General features: G+C 66.2%; 13 protein-coding genes and 1 pseudogene. 10 read left to right on the forward strand and 4 right to left on the reverse strand.

Features of this window, described 5'->3' with window-relative positions:
• The first annotated feature begins 7 nt into the window (after window positions 1-7).
• The 9 genes from ACWF99_RS11340 to ACWF99_RS11380 all read left to right on the forward strand — a co-directional run bounded on the left by ACWF99_RS11340 (window position 8) and on the right by ACWF99_RS11380 (window position 9,073).
• Window positions 8-1,636 carry an FAD-dependent monooxygenase gene (locus ACWF99_RS11340; protein ID WP_452535759.1) on the forward strand — a complete coding sequence of 543 codons (1,629 nt, stop codon included), beginning with the start codon at window positions 8-10 and terminating at the stop codon, window positions 1,634-1,636.
• Window positions 1,629-2,558 carry a VOC family protein gene (locus ACWF99_RS11345; protein WP_452535760.1) on the forward strand — a complete coding sequence of 310 codons (930 nt, stop codon included), beginning with the start codon at window positions 1,629-1,631 and terminating at the stop codon, window positions 2,556-2,558. Before ACWF99_RS11340 ends, ACWF99_RS11345 begins: the two co-directional genes overlap by 8 nt.
• A 3-nt stretch (window positions 2,559-2,561) precedes the next feature.
• Entirely contained in the window at window positions 2,562-3,413 is an 852-nt protein-coding gene (locus ACWF99_RS11350; protein WP_378627887.1) for a fumarylacetoacetate hydrolase family protein, read from the forward strand.
• On the forward strand, window positions 3,410-4,372 hold the full coding sequence (locus tag ACWF99_RS11355; RefSeq protein ID WP_452535761.1) for a TAXI family TRAP transporter solute-binding subunit: 963 nt from the start codon (window positions 3,410-3,412) through the stop codon (window positions 4,370-4,372). The genes ACWF99_RS11350 and ACWF99_RS11355 overlap by 4 nt, the downstream gene beginning before the upstream one ends.
• Window positions 4,373-4,409: 37 nt before the next feature.
• Window positions 4,410-5,396 carry a cupin domain-containing protein gene (locus tag ACWF99_RS11360; protein ID WP_378627892.1) on the forward strand — a complete coding sequence of 329 codons (987 nt, stop codon included), beginning with the start codon at window positions 4,410-4,412 and terminating at the stop codon, window positions 5,394-5,396.
• A complete protein-coding gene (locus ACWF99_RS11365) occupies window positions 5,393-6,493 on the forward strand; it encodes an alcohol dehydrogenase catalytic domain-containing protein (protein ID WP_452535762.1) in 1,101 nt (366 codons plus the stop codon). Before ACWF99_RS11360 ends, ACWF99_RS11365 begins: the two co-directional genes overlap by 4 nt.
• Window positions 6,494-6,513: 20 nt before the next feature.
• Entirely contained in the window at window positions 6,514-7,164 is a 651-nt protein-coding gene (locus tag ACWF99_RS11370) for an MBL fold metallo-hydrolase (RefSeq protein ID WP_452535763.1), read from the forward strand.
• A 17-nt stretch (window positions 7,165-7,181) separates the two neighbouring features.
• The gene (locus ACWF99_RS11375; protein WP_452535764.1) at window positions 7,182-7,889 is read left to right on the forward strand and encodes a class II aldolase/adducin family protein; all 708 of its coding nucleotides are present in this window, start codon (window positions 7,182-7,184) and stop codon (window positions 7,887-7,889) included.
• Window positions 7,890-7,972: 83 nt separating this feature from the next.
• On the forward strand, window positions 7,973-9,073 hold the full coding sequence (locus tag ACWF99_RS11380; protein WP_452535765.1) for a methyltransferase: 1,101 nt from the start codon (window positions 7,973-7,975) through the stop codon (window positions 9,071-9,073).
• Window positions 9,074-9,131: 58 nt separating this feature from the next.
• Here the strand turns inward: ACWF99_RS11380 and ACWF99_RS11385 are convergent, their stop codons facing one another.
• The 4 genes and pseudogenes from ACWF99_RS11385 to ACWF99_RS11400 all read right to left on the reverse strand — a co-directional run bounded on the left by ACWF99_RS11385 (window position 9,132) and on the right by ACWF99_RS11400 (window position 13,037).
• Entirely contained in the window at window positions 9,132-9,953 is an 822-nt protein-coding gene (locus tag ACWF99_RS11385; protein WP_452535766.1) for a YceI family protein, read from the reverse strand.
• Window positions 9,953-10,942 carry an MSCRAMM family protein gene (locus ACWF99_RS11390; protein ID WP_452535970.1) on the reverse strand — a complete coding sequence of 330 codons (990 nt, stop codon included), beginning with the start codon at window positions 10,940-10,942 and terminating at the stop codon, window positions 9,953-9,955. Before ACWF99_RS11390 ends, ACWF99_RS11385 begins: the two co-directional genes overlap by 1 nt.
• Before the next feature lie 48 nt (window positions 10,943-10,990).
• Window positions 10,991-12,502, reverse strand: a pseudogene (locus ACWF99_RS11395) (MDR family MFS transporter); the annotation flags it as partial.
• Between the two features lie 37 nt (window positions 12,503-12,539).
• Entirely contained in the window at window positions 12,540-13,037 is a 498-nt protein-coding gene (locus ACWF99_RS11400; RefSeq protein WP_452535767.1) for a MarR family winged helix-turn-helix transcriptional regulator, read from the reverse strand.
• A gap of 428 nt (window positions 13,038-13,465) precedes the next feature.
• Between ACWF99_RS11400 and ACWF99_RS11405 the strand changes: the two genes are divergently transcribed.
• Window positions 13,466-15,106 carry a CocE/NonD family hydrolase gene (locus ACWF99_RS11405; RefSeq protein WP_378627907.1) on the forward strand — a complete coding sequence of 547 codons (1,641 nt, stop codon included), beginning with the start codon at window positions 13,466-13,468 and terminating at the stop codon, window positions 15,104-15,106.
• The last annotated feature ends 90 nt before the right edge of the window (window positions 15,107-15,196 follow it).

Below are 15,196 nucleotides of genomic sequence, written 5' to 3' on the forward strand. Positions count from 1 at the left end.
TCACACGATGACGCCGATCAAGCCGCACTGCGACGTCGAAGTCGTGGTCTGCGGAGCCGGTCCGGTGGGCTTGACCGCCGCTGCGTTGCTTGCGGCTCGAGGTATCGAAGTCGTGGTCCTGGAGCAGAACGCCTCGACCAGTGACGAGCCGAAGGCGATCAGCATCGACGACGAAGCCCTGCGGGTATTCCAGCAGGCGGGCATCGTCGATCAGATCATGCCGGTTCTCGTGCCCGGCACCGGAACCCGCTACTACGACCGCGCGGGCACGCCGCTGTTCCACGCCAAAGGTCCCCAACCCTTCCGGCTGGGGTTTCCCTTCAAGAACCCCTTCGCGCAGCCGGACCTCGAGCGCGTGCTCGCCGATGCCGTGACGCGGGCGCCGAATGTCACGGTGCGCTTCGGGAACCGAGTCAGCGGTTTCGACCAGCATCCCGACCATGTGAGCGTGCACGTCGAGACCGCGACGGGTGCCTCGACCGTCACGGCCCGGTATGTCCTGGGCTGCGATGGCGGACGCTCGGCAACTCGGCTGCTGCAGGACATCGACATGACCGGTCGTAGTCACGACCAGGTGTGGCTGGTCGCCGACACCGTCGAGGATCCGCACACCGAGCGCTTCGCGATGCATCACGGTGACCCGGACCGACCGCACGTGATCGTGCCAGGCCTGCACGGTCGCTGCCGCTACGAGTTCCGCCTCTTCGACGGTGAGGGTGACCCCCAGCAACCGCCCGACTTCGAGCTGATCCGCAAGCTCGTCTCGCGCTATCGGGTCCTCGAACCGCACCAGGTCGAACGGGCGGTCAACTACCGGTTCAACGCCGTGGTCGCCGACGAATGGATGATCGGGCGCAGCTTCTTACTCGGCGACGCCGCCCATATGATGCCGCCGTTCGCCGGGCAGGGCCTGAACTCGGGCATCCGTGACGCAGCCAATCTGTGCTGGAAGATCGCTGATGTCCTCGCCGGAATTCTCGACGCCGACGTTCTCGCCAGCTATCAGCGCGAGCGGTTTCCGCATGCGCTGGCCACGGTTCGGATGTCGGAACGACTGGGCCGTGTCGTCATGACCACCTCGCCGAGCATGGCGGCGCGTCGCGATCGCCGGGTCGCCGCCGCGTTGGCCACCGAGGACGGACGCGCGTATCTGGAACAGATGCGATACCGCCCGCCCCAGCACTACACCGACGGGCTCGTCGTTCCCGGTGACCTGCCCGCCCACGTCGGTGTTCCTCTCGGTCAACCACTCGTTTTCGATACCGCCACCCACTCGGTGTGCCGATTGGACCGAGCACTCGGTACCGGGTGGTCGCTGATCGGCATCGATGTCGGCGACGAGCACTGGCAGGGCGTGGAAACGATCCTCACTGCCTTCGACGCGACAGCCGCTCAGCTCATGCTGGCAGACCACATGCCCGGGAGCGGACGCCGCGCCCTCATCGATGTCGATCATGCGCTGAACAGTGAGTTCATCGCCTACACAGGCCGATTCGTGCTGTTGCGACCAGATCACTTCGTCGCCGGCGCATGGACGCCCGACCATACCGAAGACGTCATCGACCGGGTCCTGTCCTGGACACCCGGCGCAGTCGTCCACACCACGCCTCGACAAGGAGCAGTCAGCCATGGATAAACCGCAACGGATCGTTCTGCAGGAGCGAGATGCCGCCGGGACGCTGACCCGAACAGCGGTGTCGCACATCGGCTTCGCCGTCCCCGACGTCGCCGCCGCGGCACAGTTCTACGGCAGAGTCCTCGGTCTGGTCGTCCACGACGAGCTGCCAGACGGCGGCCTTCGTCTCGGCTGGGGCACCGGCCACCATGTGCTCGATCTGATAGAAGGCGCGAAAGGTCTGCGCCACTACGGATTCGAGGTCCGCGACGACGGCGGGGTGGATGGCATCGCCGAACGGCTCGCCGCCGCCGGACACACCGTCGGTCTGCTCGACGCCTCGTATGTCGATTCCGCGGTCGGTGACTGTCGTGCCATCACGACCACCGATCCGCACGGCACCGAGGTCCACTTCCACGGCGCGGTGCAGCGACAGGGTGAGAACGCCGCGGACACCGGCCGACGGCCGATCAAGTATCAGCACATCACCCTGGGCACCGACAGCGTGGAGGCCATGGTCGCGTTCTTCGTCGATACCGTCGGGTTCCGCATCTCCGATCAGCTCGAGGACGGGCGCTTCGCCTGGCTGCGCTCCGACCGCGATCACCACACCCTCGCGGTGGTCGATGTCGGGCGCGGCGGCGACATCGACCACTACTCCTACGACCTCGCCGAGTGGGAGGACTTCAAAGCCTGGTGCGACCGGCTCACCGACGAGAACGTCGAGGTGACCTGGGGGCCCGGCCGACACGGCCCCGGAAACAACCTGTTCGTCTTCTTCGACGACCCGGCGGGAAACCACATCGAGCTGTCGGCGGAGATGGAGAAATTCCACGACGACCGCGTGACCTATGTACCGCGCCGGTGGCGCCCGATCCCCAACACCGTGAACCTGTGGGGCGGCCAGCTCGCCTCCTGGCGCAAGTCCAGCGAAGGGAACTGACCGATGGCCTACACCACCTACGTCCACGACGGCATCGTGCGCGTCGGCGAAATCGAGGGAACCGCCGTCGTGCCGTTGGCCGGGTTCACCGAACTCGGTGCTACCACCACCGTCGACGACCTGCGCGGCGCGGCGCGCGTCACCGAAGCGAAAGTCCCGCTCCGCGAGGTACGGCTGCTGCCCGTGGTCCCCAGGCCCGCCAAGGTGTTCTGCGTAGGGCTGAACTACCACGCGCACGTCACCGAGACTCACCGCGAACTACCGACCTATCCGGTCCTGTTTCCCAAATACGCCGACAGCTTGCTCGGTGCCTACGACGACATCGTCTTGCCCCCGGAAGCGACGCAGGTGGACTACGAAGGAGAGCTCGCCGTCGTCATCGGCCGGTCAGGACGCCGGATCCCGGAGAGCCGGGCCCTCGACCATGTCCTCGGCTATACAGTGGCCAACGACATCACTATGCGCGATTACCAGTACAAAACCCATCAGTGGGTTCAGGGAAAGGCCTGGGACGCGAGCACGCCGCTCGGCCCCTACCTCGTCACACCCGAGGAAGTCGATATCTCCACCGCGGGGATCCGGACAATCCTCAACGGCGAGACGGTGCAGGAATCGGATCTGTCGAAATTGATCTTCTCGATCCCCCGGCTGATCGCCACGATCTCCACCTTCACCAGGCTCGATCCCGGTGACGTGATCCTCACCGGCACACCGGGCGGTGTCGGCTATCGACGCGACCCCCAGGTATTCCTGCGCGACGGCGACCGGATCAGCGTGGAGATCGACGGCGTCGGCGCCGTGCACAACGTAGTCCGCGATGCCGCGGCCGATTCGAACCAGGAGCAACACCGATGACCACTGCACGGCCCGCGCAACCCTCGATCGCCCGCACTCACACCCTGCGCATGCAAGGCGACTGGGGTGCGGCCAATCTGCACCGGGTCTGCGGGTGGGTAGGCCAGGAACTCACCGCCCGCAGCGGACCGGGAACGCGGTTCGCCATCTGGAACGGACGCGGTTTCGTCGACGGTGTCCATGCGGTGGTACGGGGAGAAGTCGATGTCGCGATGGTGACGCCGGCAGCCTTCGTGACCGCGGCGCTGGACGGACGTGGGGTATACGAGGGCGAGGCGCATCCGCAGTTGCGGGCGCTGGGCACGGTGCCCCAGCGCGACCGGCTGGTCTTCGGCGTACACCGCTCACTGGGGATCACCACCTTCGAACAGTTGCGTGCCGCCGCACCGCAGTTGACCGTGGCGACCGCACCCGATGACGGGGTCAATCACGTGGGCATCGCCGCACACGCGCTACTGGAACGATCCAAGGTCGACATCGTCGGCTGGGGCGGCAGCTTCCTCTACGCCGAACAGCCCTTTCCCGCTTTCGATCATGTGCTGGCAGGTCGGGCGAACGCGATCGTGCAGGAAGCCGTCATGGTCGGGCCGTGGCAAGAGTTCGGCGGCGACTACCACTTCCTCGAGGTGGAACCGGAAGTGCTCGCTTCGCTGGACAACGACCTGGGCTGGCCGTCGGCGACGGTCGAGGAAGGCTGGTTTCCCGGCGCACCGTCGTTCCGCACTCTCGACTTCTCGGATTTCCTGATGGTCACCTCGACCGAGCTGCCCGACGACATCGCCTACGCGATCGCCTGGATCCTGGGTGAGACCCGCGAGGTGATCGAGAGGCAGTACGCCCACCTGGCACCCGAACGCAGCCCCATCACCTACCCCCTCGACCCGGTGGTCATGGGGCGCACACCCATTCCCCTGCACCGCGGCGCGGCGCGCTACTACGACGCGCTGCCGACGAGCTGACCGCACCGTTCCCCACCCCGGAAACCGAGGAGTCCGCATGCATGTCATCGAAGACATCATGATCATGGGCGCAGCACAACCCCTGCGTAGCGTTCGCCGCGACGAACAGCTTCTGCTCGCGCCGCCGCACCCGGCCAAGGTCGCGCTCAAGCTGTGGAGCGAGCATCCTGCGCTGACTGTGGTGCACTTCCCGCAGGAGTACCGAGCACAACCGTTCGCGCCGCCGCGCGCGGTCTACGAAAGCGATCACCTGCGCGTGGAGTGGCAGACGATGGACAACCGTCAGCCCTTCTATCACCGCAACTGCGATGTCGACGAGATCTCCTATCAGGTCGGTGGCGAACGAACCCTGATGACCGAACAGGGCGTCATCGAACACCGTCCGGGCGAATTCTCGCGGATTCCGCGCGGCGTCGCCCACGACAATTATGGGCGCGGCGAAAGTCATCTGCTGTTCTATGTCCCGGCCCCGGTTCGGGAACTCACCGCCGGAATCCGGCAGTCGCAACCGCTGTTTCCGCCGTTTCCCGGTTGGTCGCCGAGTCCGTGGAACGAGGCGATCACGCAGTGTATGGGCGCGCGCGGCCACGATGTCACCGTGTTTCCGATCGACGAGCAACTCCTGCTCGATCGGGTGCACGAGGAAACCGATCGCATGCAGGTCCTTCGAGGATCCGGATCCGGGGTGGACTGGCTCTACGGCAACGATCGGTTCAGGCTCGGGGTCGTTGCCTTCGGCACCGAGGGCGAGGCGCGTCGGTACCGGCGCAACCTCGACGCAGACGAGATCCACTACCAGATCAGCGGTACCCGCACTCTCATCTCGCAACGCGGAACGGTCGAGCTGGGGCCTGGCGATTTCGTCAGAATTCCGCTCGGAATCGCGTACACGACGGTCAGCACCGGGGCGGGGGAGTACATCTCGCTGCTGTCGAGCACCGAACTGCCCCAGGTCGCGCAGACCGATCGAACCGCACAACCCCTCACCACCGGACAACCGGCCACCGCGAAGGACCACCGATGACCACCATGCTCGCCGCCCGTGCTCTCGCCGGTGATCGCGGACTCGCGCTCGAACGCATCCCCGTCCCCGAACCCGGGCCCTGGGACGTCGTCGTCGCTGTCGCCGCCGCCGGGCTCGCACCCGGCATGATGCACCTGCTGGCGCGGGGAGCATTCAAGCACCTGCCGACCACCCTCGGCCACGAAGCCGCTGGCACGATCGCCGCGGTCGGATCCTCTGTCAGCACTGTCGCGGTAGGTGACCGAGTGCGGATACACCCGAATCTCAACTGCCGAAACTGTGTGTACTGCCGGACCGATCGCGACATGATGTGCGCCCAGCAGGCCATGATCGGCCATGCCGCCTTCGCCGACGTGCCGATGCCGCTCTACGACGAATACCACGACGGCGGCCTCGCGGAGTTCGTGCGGGTCCCGCACTGGCTGATCGATCCGCTGCCCGACAACGTGAGCTTCGATGTGGGCGCCAAGGTCCACGATCTGGCCAACGCGATGCGGGCCTTGAAATGCGCTGATCTACCGATGGGCGCCACCGTCGTCGTCACCGCGGCGACCGGAACCATGGGCACCGCCACGATCAAACTCGCCGAGCATCTGGGTATTTCGCGACTGATCCTCGTCGGTCGCAGCGCGGAACGGGTCAGCGAGGTGCGCGGGCTCGCCGGCGACGTGCCGACCGAGACGGTCGCACTGGAAGAACTCGACGCGGACTGGGCCGAGACCGGCCAACTGACCCGTCGGCTCCGCGAACTCGCACCCCGCGGAGCCGACGCGGTGATCGACTACATTCCCTCCGGGCCCGCGACCGGACAAGCCATGCTTGCACTGGCCACCGGCGCCGCCCTCGTGCACATGGGCGCCAACCCCGCCCCACTGCCGTTGAGCCCGGCCGCGATGATGATCAATTGCTGGAAGTTCGTCGGCACCCGTGCCTGCACCCGCAACGACGCACAGCAGGTGCTGTCGCTCCTGGCCGCCGGGCGTCTGGCCGCCGAAGAGTTGATCACCGACCGATTCGCCCTGTCGGACACACTCACCGCGATCGAGGCGATGCAACGCCGCAATCACTCGATGTGGATGAGCGTCGTCAAGCCATGACCAGCCGCCAAGGATCTGCTGTGAACATCACCCACTACGGGCACGCCTGCGTCCTGATCGAGATCGCGGGCACCACGCACGACCGCCGCGTGCTCATCGACCCCGGCACCTACTCGAACGGATTCGAAGAACTGCGCGACCTGGACCTGGTCCTGATCACCCACGCGCACCCCGACCATTTCGACATCGCAAGGACCACAGCCCTGCTGGACCGAAACCCCCAGGCGCGCATCGTTGTCGGCGCGGACGCGGCCGAGGCGCTCGATGGCTACGCCGCTGTCCGTGTGATCGCCGAACCCGGAGACGCGTTGACGGTCGGGGGAGTCGAACTTCAGGTAACCGGTGGCGAGCATGCCTGTATCCACCCTGAGCTACCGACCTCACGCAACAACGGCTATCTCGTCGAAGGCGCGGTCTTCCATCCCGGCGACGCGTTCGATCTGCCGCCTGCCCCGGTGGACACCTTGTTCGTGCCTGCCGGAGGCCCGTGGATGAAACTGCAAGAAGGTATCGACTTTCTCAGGGCCGTCGCGCCTCGCGTCGCCGTACCCATCCATCAGGCGGGACTGGCTCTCGCCCACCAGAACATGCACCACCACCTGCTGGCAACGCTGGCCCCCGTCGACACCGAGGTCGTCGTCCTCGTGCCCGCCGCCGCCCGCGCCCTGTAGAACCGTCAGGAGATTTCGTGACCGACCCTCGAACACACGTCGTGCAGGCGAGCCGTGTTCTCGCCGTTGCCGGTCTCGGCGACATGGTCTGGGGACACGCGTCGGTGCGTGACCCCGGCGGTCGGGGCGTGTGGATGAAAGCCTCCGGGTGGGGATTCGAGGAGATCGACACCGACAAAGTCGTGTTGGTCTCGCCCGAAGGCGAGGTGCTCGACGGCACCGGTCGACGCCACCTCGAATACCCCATCCACACCGCCATCATGGCGGCACGCCCCGACGTCGGCAGTGTCGTCCACACCCACGCGCCGACGCTGTCGGCGTTCGCCTCACTCAACTGTGAGCTGCGTCCGATCTCCCACGACGGCGTCCTGTTCGCCAACTCGCGGCTGCCACGCTTCACCGAGACCGGCGCGCTCATCGACTCGACTCGACTGGGTCACGCGTTGGCGTGCACGCTCGGTGACGCCGATGCGGTCCTCATCCCCAACCACGGCGCGGTGACCGTCGGCCCCGACGTAGCCACCGCCGTCATGTATGCCGTCCTGCTCGAACGCGCCTGCCGAACCCAACTCATGTCGCTGTCGGCGGGTGGTCCCAAGACCTGGTCCAGTGAGTCCGAGACGGACTTCAAACGCGGCCAGGTCTGGGATCGGACCCAAGTGCTGGCCGGATGGAATTACCTGCTGCGCCGTGCCGAAAATGGCTCGGACCAGACTTCGACCTGACCCCGATTCCTGTATCCCGACGCGGGCGGTTCCCGTAAACTCCCTCGCGTACGTGCAGGTCAACCGGCCGACGATGGAGTCTCATGACGTCCACAGCACTGAAGAAGCCACCACCCACACCGGTTCTGCGAGCCATCGAGCGAGTGCGCGACGCGCTCTCGGCGCTGCATCGCCGACTGGTTCCCGGCCATATCGCGCTACTGGAACTACAGATCGCCGGATTCCTCTCGCAGTCGATCAGCGCCGCGGCCGAGCTGGGTATCGCCGACGAACTGGCCCGTGGGCGGCGCGGGGCGGCCGAGCTGGCCGCGGCGGTGGGCGCCGACGAGGACGGCGTGCGCAGGCTGATGCGTCTGCTGGTGAGTTTCGGGGTGTTCGCCCAGCATCGCGACGGTTCCTATGGCCTCACCAGGATGGGTGAGTCGCTGTGCTCCGACGGCGAGGTGACGCTGCGCGATACGTCCTTGTTCTTCGGTTCGCCGTATCACCGCAACCACTGGACCCACCTGACCGACGCGGTACGCACCGGCGAAGCCGTCGGCCCCGCTCTCGACGGTGCGAGCTTCTTCGAGTACGCCGCGACGCACCGCGAGATCGGCGACCTGTTCGACCGCGCGATGACCAGCATCTCCACGCTGTCCATCGAACCACTGCTGGCGGCTTACGATTTCGGCCAGTTCGGCACCTTGGTGGATGTCGGTGGCGGGCGCGGCAGCCTGCTGGTGGAGATCCTCGATCGCTACCCGGACGCGGAGGGCATCGTGTTCGACCTGCCCGACGTGGTCGCGAACCTGGACAGCGAACTCGCGGCGCACGGGCTGGCGGGGCGCTGCGCGGCGCGGGAGGGGTCGTTCTTCGACGAGGTTCCGGCAGGTGGTGACGTCTACCTGCTCAAACACATCCTGCACGACTGGTCCGACGCCAAGGCCGAGCAGATCCTGCGCACGATCCACGCCGCGATGGATCCGTCCGCCCGGCTGCTGGTGATCGAACTGGTGCTGCCCGATCATCAGCGTCCGCACCCGGGTAAGTTCATCGACCTGGAGATGCTGGTCAACACCGACGGCGGCCACGAACGCACCGAGGCGCAGTTCCGCGAGCTGCTCGCGCGCGGCGGTTTCACGCTGCTGCGGACGGTGCCCACGGCCGCGCCGGACTGTGTGCTCGATGCCCGCCCGCGCTGATCGCGCCGGACTCGCTTTCTGGCTCGACAAGCCGCGGCGACAAGGTGTGAGTGCTCCGCTAGATTGCGGGTAGCTGCTCGCCCTGTACGACTTCGATGTCGAGTTCGATTTTGACGGTGGTGCCGACGGCGGCCACGCCCGTGCGCACGATCGCGTTGTAGTCGATCGCGAAATCGTTGCGGTGCAAGAGTGTTTCGGCGTGGAACGCGGCGCGTACGCCACCCCACGGATCGGGCCCGAACCCGCCGAAGGCCACCTCGAGGTCGACCGAGCGGCGCTGCCCGTGCATGGTCAGCTCACCCGGCATCACCCAGGTGTCACCCCCGGTACGGCGCAGCCCGTGACCGGTGAAAGTGATCAGCGGATACCTGTCGACGTCCAAGAACTCCGGCGAGCGCAGGTGATTGTCACGCATCGATATTCCGGTATCGATACCCGCTGCCTTGATCTCCGCGTGCCCGGTGGATCGCTCGAACGACTCAGCGATATCGAGTCGCCCACTCACCTCGGCGAATCGGGCTTTGATACTCGCGATTCCCAGATGACGCGCGGTGGCGATCACCGTCGAATGTGCCGGATCGATCGTCCACGGCCCCGGCGGGGGCAACGCAACTGCCCCCACCGCCGGCACCAGCACCACCTCGCCGAGTACGCCCGTCCCCGTGGAAGCGATCTGCGCGATCCGTGCCACCGGCTCGAACCCGACAGCGGTGAGCACCGCGGTGTGGACACCCGCGGGCAGCGGGCCGGTGCTCACCGCTCCGGTTTCGTCGGCTACCGCACGGGCGATCTGGCTGCCCGTCATATCCGTCACCGTCAACACCGCGTCCGGCACCGGCCACCCCTCCGCGGTGCGAACCCGACCGGTCAACCCGCTCATCAACGATCCCCGAGCCCGTAGCCGAGCCGCACGTCGTAGGCGGCTTCGCCACCGGTCACGGTGACCTGCCCGGTCACCGGCGGATAACCACGGGCAACAACGGTGTATTGCCCTTCGGCGAGATCGGTCACGACATAGCGGCCGTTCTCGTCGGTGCGCGCCGATGCGGTTACCTCACCCGCGGCGTCGAGCACCGTGACCAGCACGTCCGGCACCGCCCGATCGCCGTCGGCCCGCGCCGATCCGGCGAGCACCGCCATCGCGGTCAACTCGATGTCGTGACGCATTACGCCACTGTCGGGCACCGTCAATGTGGTTGCGCTGGGACGCATGTGCTCAGCCGCCGCGACCAAGGTGTAGACACCCGACACCACGCCATGGCACAGGTAGGTGCCGTCACCGCCCGTGACGGCGGCCCCGACCACCTCACCGCGCATATCGGTCAAGGTGACGGTGGCACCCGACAACGGCGAGCCGTGGGCAGCGGTACGGACGACACCCGACAGCTCACCGGAACCGACCAGGGTCAGATCCATCCGCTGGGTGCGCTGACCGACCGAGACATTGACCGCGGCCGGCTGGTGCCCCATCGCCGACACGATCAACACATGACCACCCGGCTCCGGCGCACTGATCGCATAGCCACCATCAGCGGCACTGCACGCCCGCGCAACCTGACGGCCGGCCTGATCGATCAACGTCAACACCGCACCCGGCAACGGCTGACCGTTCTCGCGGCGGACGTGTCCGTCCACCGCTCCACCGCCGATGTCCGAGCCGGACAAGTCGCCGGTGGACGGAGCGGATTGCGACGACGCGTCGACCTGGTAGGCCCGATGACCGTTCTGATCTACCGGCGCATGCCGTCCGGCCGAAGCAGTCGGCACCAGCTCTGATTCGGACAACACTCGCTCAGCGCCTTCCCAGACCGGGTCTTCTTCCCACCTCGACTCCGCGAGTACGGCCAATTCGGCATCCAGCGCTGCCATTCGGTCGGCTTCGGTCGGATTGTCCTGCGAGGCAGACTCTTTCGCGGTCGGGTCGAGGGCCGGATCGATATCGATCGTGCTGCGCAGCGGACGGTTGGGAAGCCACGCGGTCGCCAGGAGGGCGACGACCGCCGCCCCCGTGGCGATGAGGAAGATCCGGCCGGTCGCGTCACCGTAGGCGGCGCGCACGATCGTCGCTATCGGTGCGGGTAGGCCGTGCAGGTTCAGATTGCTGCCGCCGGAGGAACTGGTTGTCACACCGATCTTCGCGAAACCTTCTGTCGACAGCTCGCTCACCCGGGTAGCCAGGACCGATCCCAGCACCGAGACACCGATCGCGCCACCGAACGTGCGGAAGAACGCGACGCTGCTCGATGCGGCGCCGATATTGTGCACGCTCACGGTGTTCTGCACGGCCAGCACCAGGTTCTGCATCATCATGCCGACACCGAGCCCGACAACGGCGATGTAGGTGCCGACCAGCCACAGGTTGGTGGCGTGATCGATCGTCGAGAGCAGCCCGAACCCGACCACCAGCAGCGCACCGCCGGTGACGACGAACGCCTTCCACTTCCCGAACCGGGTGATCAGCTGTCCCGAACCGGTCGAGGCGACGAGCATGCCCGCGACCATCGGGATGGTCAGCACGCCGGCCACCGTCGGTGAGTATCCGCGCGCGGTCTGGAAGTACTGGCCGAGGAAGGTGGTCGCTCCGAACATGCCGATTCCGACCGCGATCGAGGCGATGATCGCCAGACCGGTGGTGCGCTCGGTGACGATCGAGAGCGGGATGATCGGTGACTTGGCTCGGGATTCGACCAGCAGGGTCGCGAGCAGCAGCACAACGCCCACGCCGACGTACAGGGCCGATTCGCGGGAGAACCACGCGTAGTAGTCCGCCTTCCCCGCGAACGACACCCAGATGAGCAGCACCGACACACCGGCCGTCATCAGGGCGGCACCGAGCCAGTCGATCGACACCCCGGCCTTGCGTTCGGTCGGCAGCCGCAGGGTCCGCTGCAGCAGCACCAGGGCGATCACGGCCAAGGGCACACAGACGAAGAAGCACCATCGCCAGCCGAGCGGACTGTCGACGATGACACCGCCGAGGATGGGTCCACCCGACATCGACACCGCCATCACAGCACCCATGTAGCCGGAATAGCGTCCGCGTTCACGCGGCGAGACGATGGAACCGATGATCGCGACGACGAGCGCGGTCAAGCCGCCCATGCCGATGCCCTGGATGACTCGTGCCGCCAGCAGCATGGGCACAGTGCCCGCGACGCCCGCGATCACCGAACCGATGACGAAGATGACGATGGCCGACTGGACCAACAGCTTCTTGTTGAACAGATCGGCGAACTTGCCCCAGATCGGGGTGGACGCGGCGTTGGCCAGCAGTGCTGTGGTGATGACCCAGGCGTATGCGGTCTGCGACCCCTCCAGGTCGCCGATGATCGTGGGCAGCGCGGTCGCCACGATCGTGGTGCTGAGCAGTGCTGTGAACAGCGCCGCCAGCAGCCCGGTCATGGCTTCCAGGATTTGACGATGGGTCATCGCGACCGGGGCCCGCCGCGTCCCCGCCTCGACTGGATCAGACATCCGCTTCCTGACTTTCTGTCGAAACCGGCCGGCGCGCGCCCACCGCGGTGTGGGGCGCGACCGTGGCCAGTGAATTCCTGAGCTTGCGAACAACCGAGGTGGCCTGTTCGGCTTCTTCCTCGCTCCAATGGGTGAGAGCGGTCTGCAATCCCTGTGCCCGCGATAGTCGGACGCGCCCCAGCAGATCGCGTCCTTCGTCGGTGATCTGGATGAGAGTGGCCCGGCCGTCGTCGGGATCGGCGTGGCGGGCAATGTTGCCTGAGCGCACCAGCTCGGCAACATGCCTGCTCAGTGTCGACGGGCTGATACACAAGTCCACCGCGAGATCCACCTGCCGGCACGGACCCCTGGCCTCGAGCGAGCCCAGCACGCCGATACCGCCTGGAAGCAGGTCGCCTTCGTCGGGATGGGAGAGGGCAGCGCGGATGGTCCGGCCCATGAAATAGAGCTCTCTGATCAGGCTCTGAGCCGTATCGGGTGACACTGCCATGACTACTCCCAGACGAGAATATTTACTTGCAGAATGCAACTATACATTAGATTACTTGTGCTAATCAACTAGCTGGCTCTGCGGGCTCTTCTGTGAGAAGTCGGCCGGTGTCGGACGTGAAGGAGACTTCCTCGGATATTCGACGACCGAGGGGGTGAGCGCTGTTTGCCGGGAACTTCGAGAGGTCGCGTAGTTCACCCGTATCCGGCCGCTCGACGCCGTGAAGCGTTGGGGCAGAACATGATCAGTCAACGAGTGCCGGGCGGGGAATCCGGATATCAACTGTGGCAACAGAACACGCAGATGATTGATGTCGATGTAGCATAACTGGTGAGCGGGGGGCTCGGATCTGAACCCGCAGTGGCTCCCTTGCTTGTCGCGAAACTGTTCTGCTGCCGTGAAATACACCAATTCGACAGGAGATCGCCATGCCAGAAGCTCGCCCGGACCGCCTGCGTCTACTCGCCCCCGATCAGGAAGCCGCCGCGTTCGCCGTCGTTGCCGATCTGCTCACCGGGAACGCGGCCGGCGTCCCCGACTACTTGGTCGATGACATCGCCGCCGTCCGCGGGCGGTGCCGGTTCGCTCAGGTCCAGATTCCCGGCTACGACGGCGATCTGCTCGACGCGATGGCCGCCTGGCCGACCAGCGGTGGCCCCCATGCGCTTGTCGTGCTTCCCGCCGGTTTGGACCCGGCGGGCTGGAAAATGTACTCCGGAGCGCTGATCAGGCTGCTCATGCGCGGCTACGCCGTCGTTGCCTATACCGAGCGCGGCTTGCCCGGTTCCGGTGGTGAGCTGACAGTGGCCGGTCCCGAAGACGTCGCGGATGGGTCGCTGGTGATCAGCTGGGCGCTCGATCACCCGGAAATCGAGGTAGACCCGGAGCGTATCGGCATGGCCGGCATCTCCTACGGCTCAGGCATCGGCCAGCTCGTCGCCCAGTCCGATCCGCGCGTGAAAGCGGTTGTCGCCCTGAGTACATGGGCTGACCTCGGTGAAGCGTTGTACGACAACGGGACCCGCCACATCCTCGCCGCTGAAGCGCTGGCTGCGATCAGTGAGAAGCCCAGCGCCGAACTGGTGAAGGTGCTCGAGGACTTCCGGACGAACACCGACATCGAAGGTGTGCTGAAGTACGCGCGACGACGGTCACCCGCCCACATGCCGGATCCGCGCCGCCCCGTGCCGACCTTCTTCACCAGCTACTGGCACGAGACCATTTTTCCCCAGAACCAGCTGCTGAGCTACTTCGCCGAGTTCCCCGGCCCCAAGCGCCTGGATCTGGCAATCGGAGATCATGGGGCAGTGGAGATCCCGGGCTTGCTGCTCGGTGTGTACACCCGCACCACCGAGGCCGCATACGACTGGCTCGACCACTATCTCAACGGTGTCGACAACGGCATCGATGACGACGGTGCCGTGCACACCGAGACTATGCACAGCTTCACCGTCTCCTCCTTCGTCGGTGTGGAAGGCTGGTCGTCCAACCCGATCCGCACCTACTATCTCGCCGCGCCCGCGAGTGGATCCGGCGATGGCGCGCTGGTTCTCGACCCGCCATCGGAGTTCAGTCGGAACATCCGTTCCGGGGACCCGAATGTCCGCGCCGTGAATCAACTGGTCATGGACGGCTTCCGTGAGCGGCTGCTCATGCCCGTGCGGCACAAGCTCGCCGAGGTCGACCGTTCCGCCGCAGCGGTGTGGACGAGCGCTCCGCTCCCGTCGCCGCACCACATCGCGGGCATCCCGCGAATTCGTGTGACGGTGACGCCCACCACCAAGGCCGCCACCGTCGTCGCCTATCTCTTCGACCTGGACGTGGTCACCGGCAACCTGAAGATCATCACCCATGCCGCGACCACGGTGAGCAACGCCGTACCGGAACACCCCACCGCAGTCGAACTGCGCTTGCAGGCCACCGACTATCGAGTCCCCGCCGGCCACCGGCTTGCCGTCATCCTCGCCACCGAGGACCCCTTGTACGCCGGCGAAACCGAACCTGGCACCGTGGTGACGCTGTCCGCCTTCCACGGCGCCGCGGGTATCGATATCCCTGTGGCTGACTGATACCACCGGCGACTGATTGCCCTGGACAGCGCGGTCTCCGGCAATCAGTCGCCCGAAGCATGTGTGGCCATGAGTTGTCGTCGATGGGGA

It is taken from the genome of Nocardia sp. NPDC055002 (genome assembly GCF_053608825.1).

Bases quoted from the DNA above. Each gene is read 5' to 3' on its own strand.
- ACWF99_RS11340 (WP_452535759.1), top strand. From the start codon at position 8: ATGACGCCGATCAAGCCGCACTGCGACGTCGAAGTCGTGGTCTGCGGA.
- ACWF99_RS11345 (WP_452535760.1), top strand. From the start codon at position 1,629: ATGGATAAACCGCAACGGATCGTTCTGCAGGAGCGAGATGCCGCCGGG.
- ACWF99_RS11350 (WP_378627887.1), top strand. From the start codon at position 2,562: ATGGCCTACACCACCTACGTCCACGACGGCATCGTGCGCGTCGGCGAA.
- ACWF99_RS11355 (WP_452535761.1), top strand. From the start codon at position 3,410: ATGACCACTGCACGGCCCGCGCAACCCTCGATCGCCCGCACTCACACC.
- ACWF99_RS11360 (WP_378627892.1), top strand. From the start codon at position 4,410: ATGCATGTCATCGAAGACATCATGATCATGGGCGCAGCACAACCCCTG.
- ACWF99_RS11365 (WP_452535762.1), top strand. From the start codon at position 5,393: ATGACCACCATGCTCGCCGCCCGTGCTCTCGCCGGTGATCGCGGACTC.
- ACWF99_RS11380 (WP_452535765.1), top strand. From the start codon at position 7,973: ATGACGTCCACAGCACTGAAGAAGCCACCACCCACACCGGTTCTGCGA.
- ACWF99_RS11385 (WP_452535766.1), bottom strand. From the start codon at position 9,953: ATGAGCGGGTTGACCGGTCGGGTTCGCACCGCGGAGGGGTGGCCGGTG.
- ACWF99_RS11390 (WP_452535970.1), bottom strand. From the start codon at position 10,942: ATGGCAGCGCTGGATGCCGAATTGGCCGTACTCGCGGAGTCGAGGTGG.
- ACWF99_RS11400 (WP_452535767.1), bottom strand. From the start codon at position 13,037: ATGGCAGTGTCACCCGATACGGCTCAGAGCCTGATCAGAGAGCTCTAT.
- ACWF99_RS11405 (WP_378627907.1), top strand. From the start codon at position 13,466: ATGCCAGAAGCTCGCCCGGACCGCCTGCGTCTACTCGCCCCCGATCAG.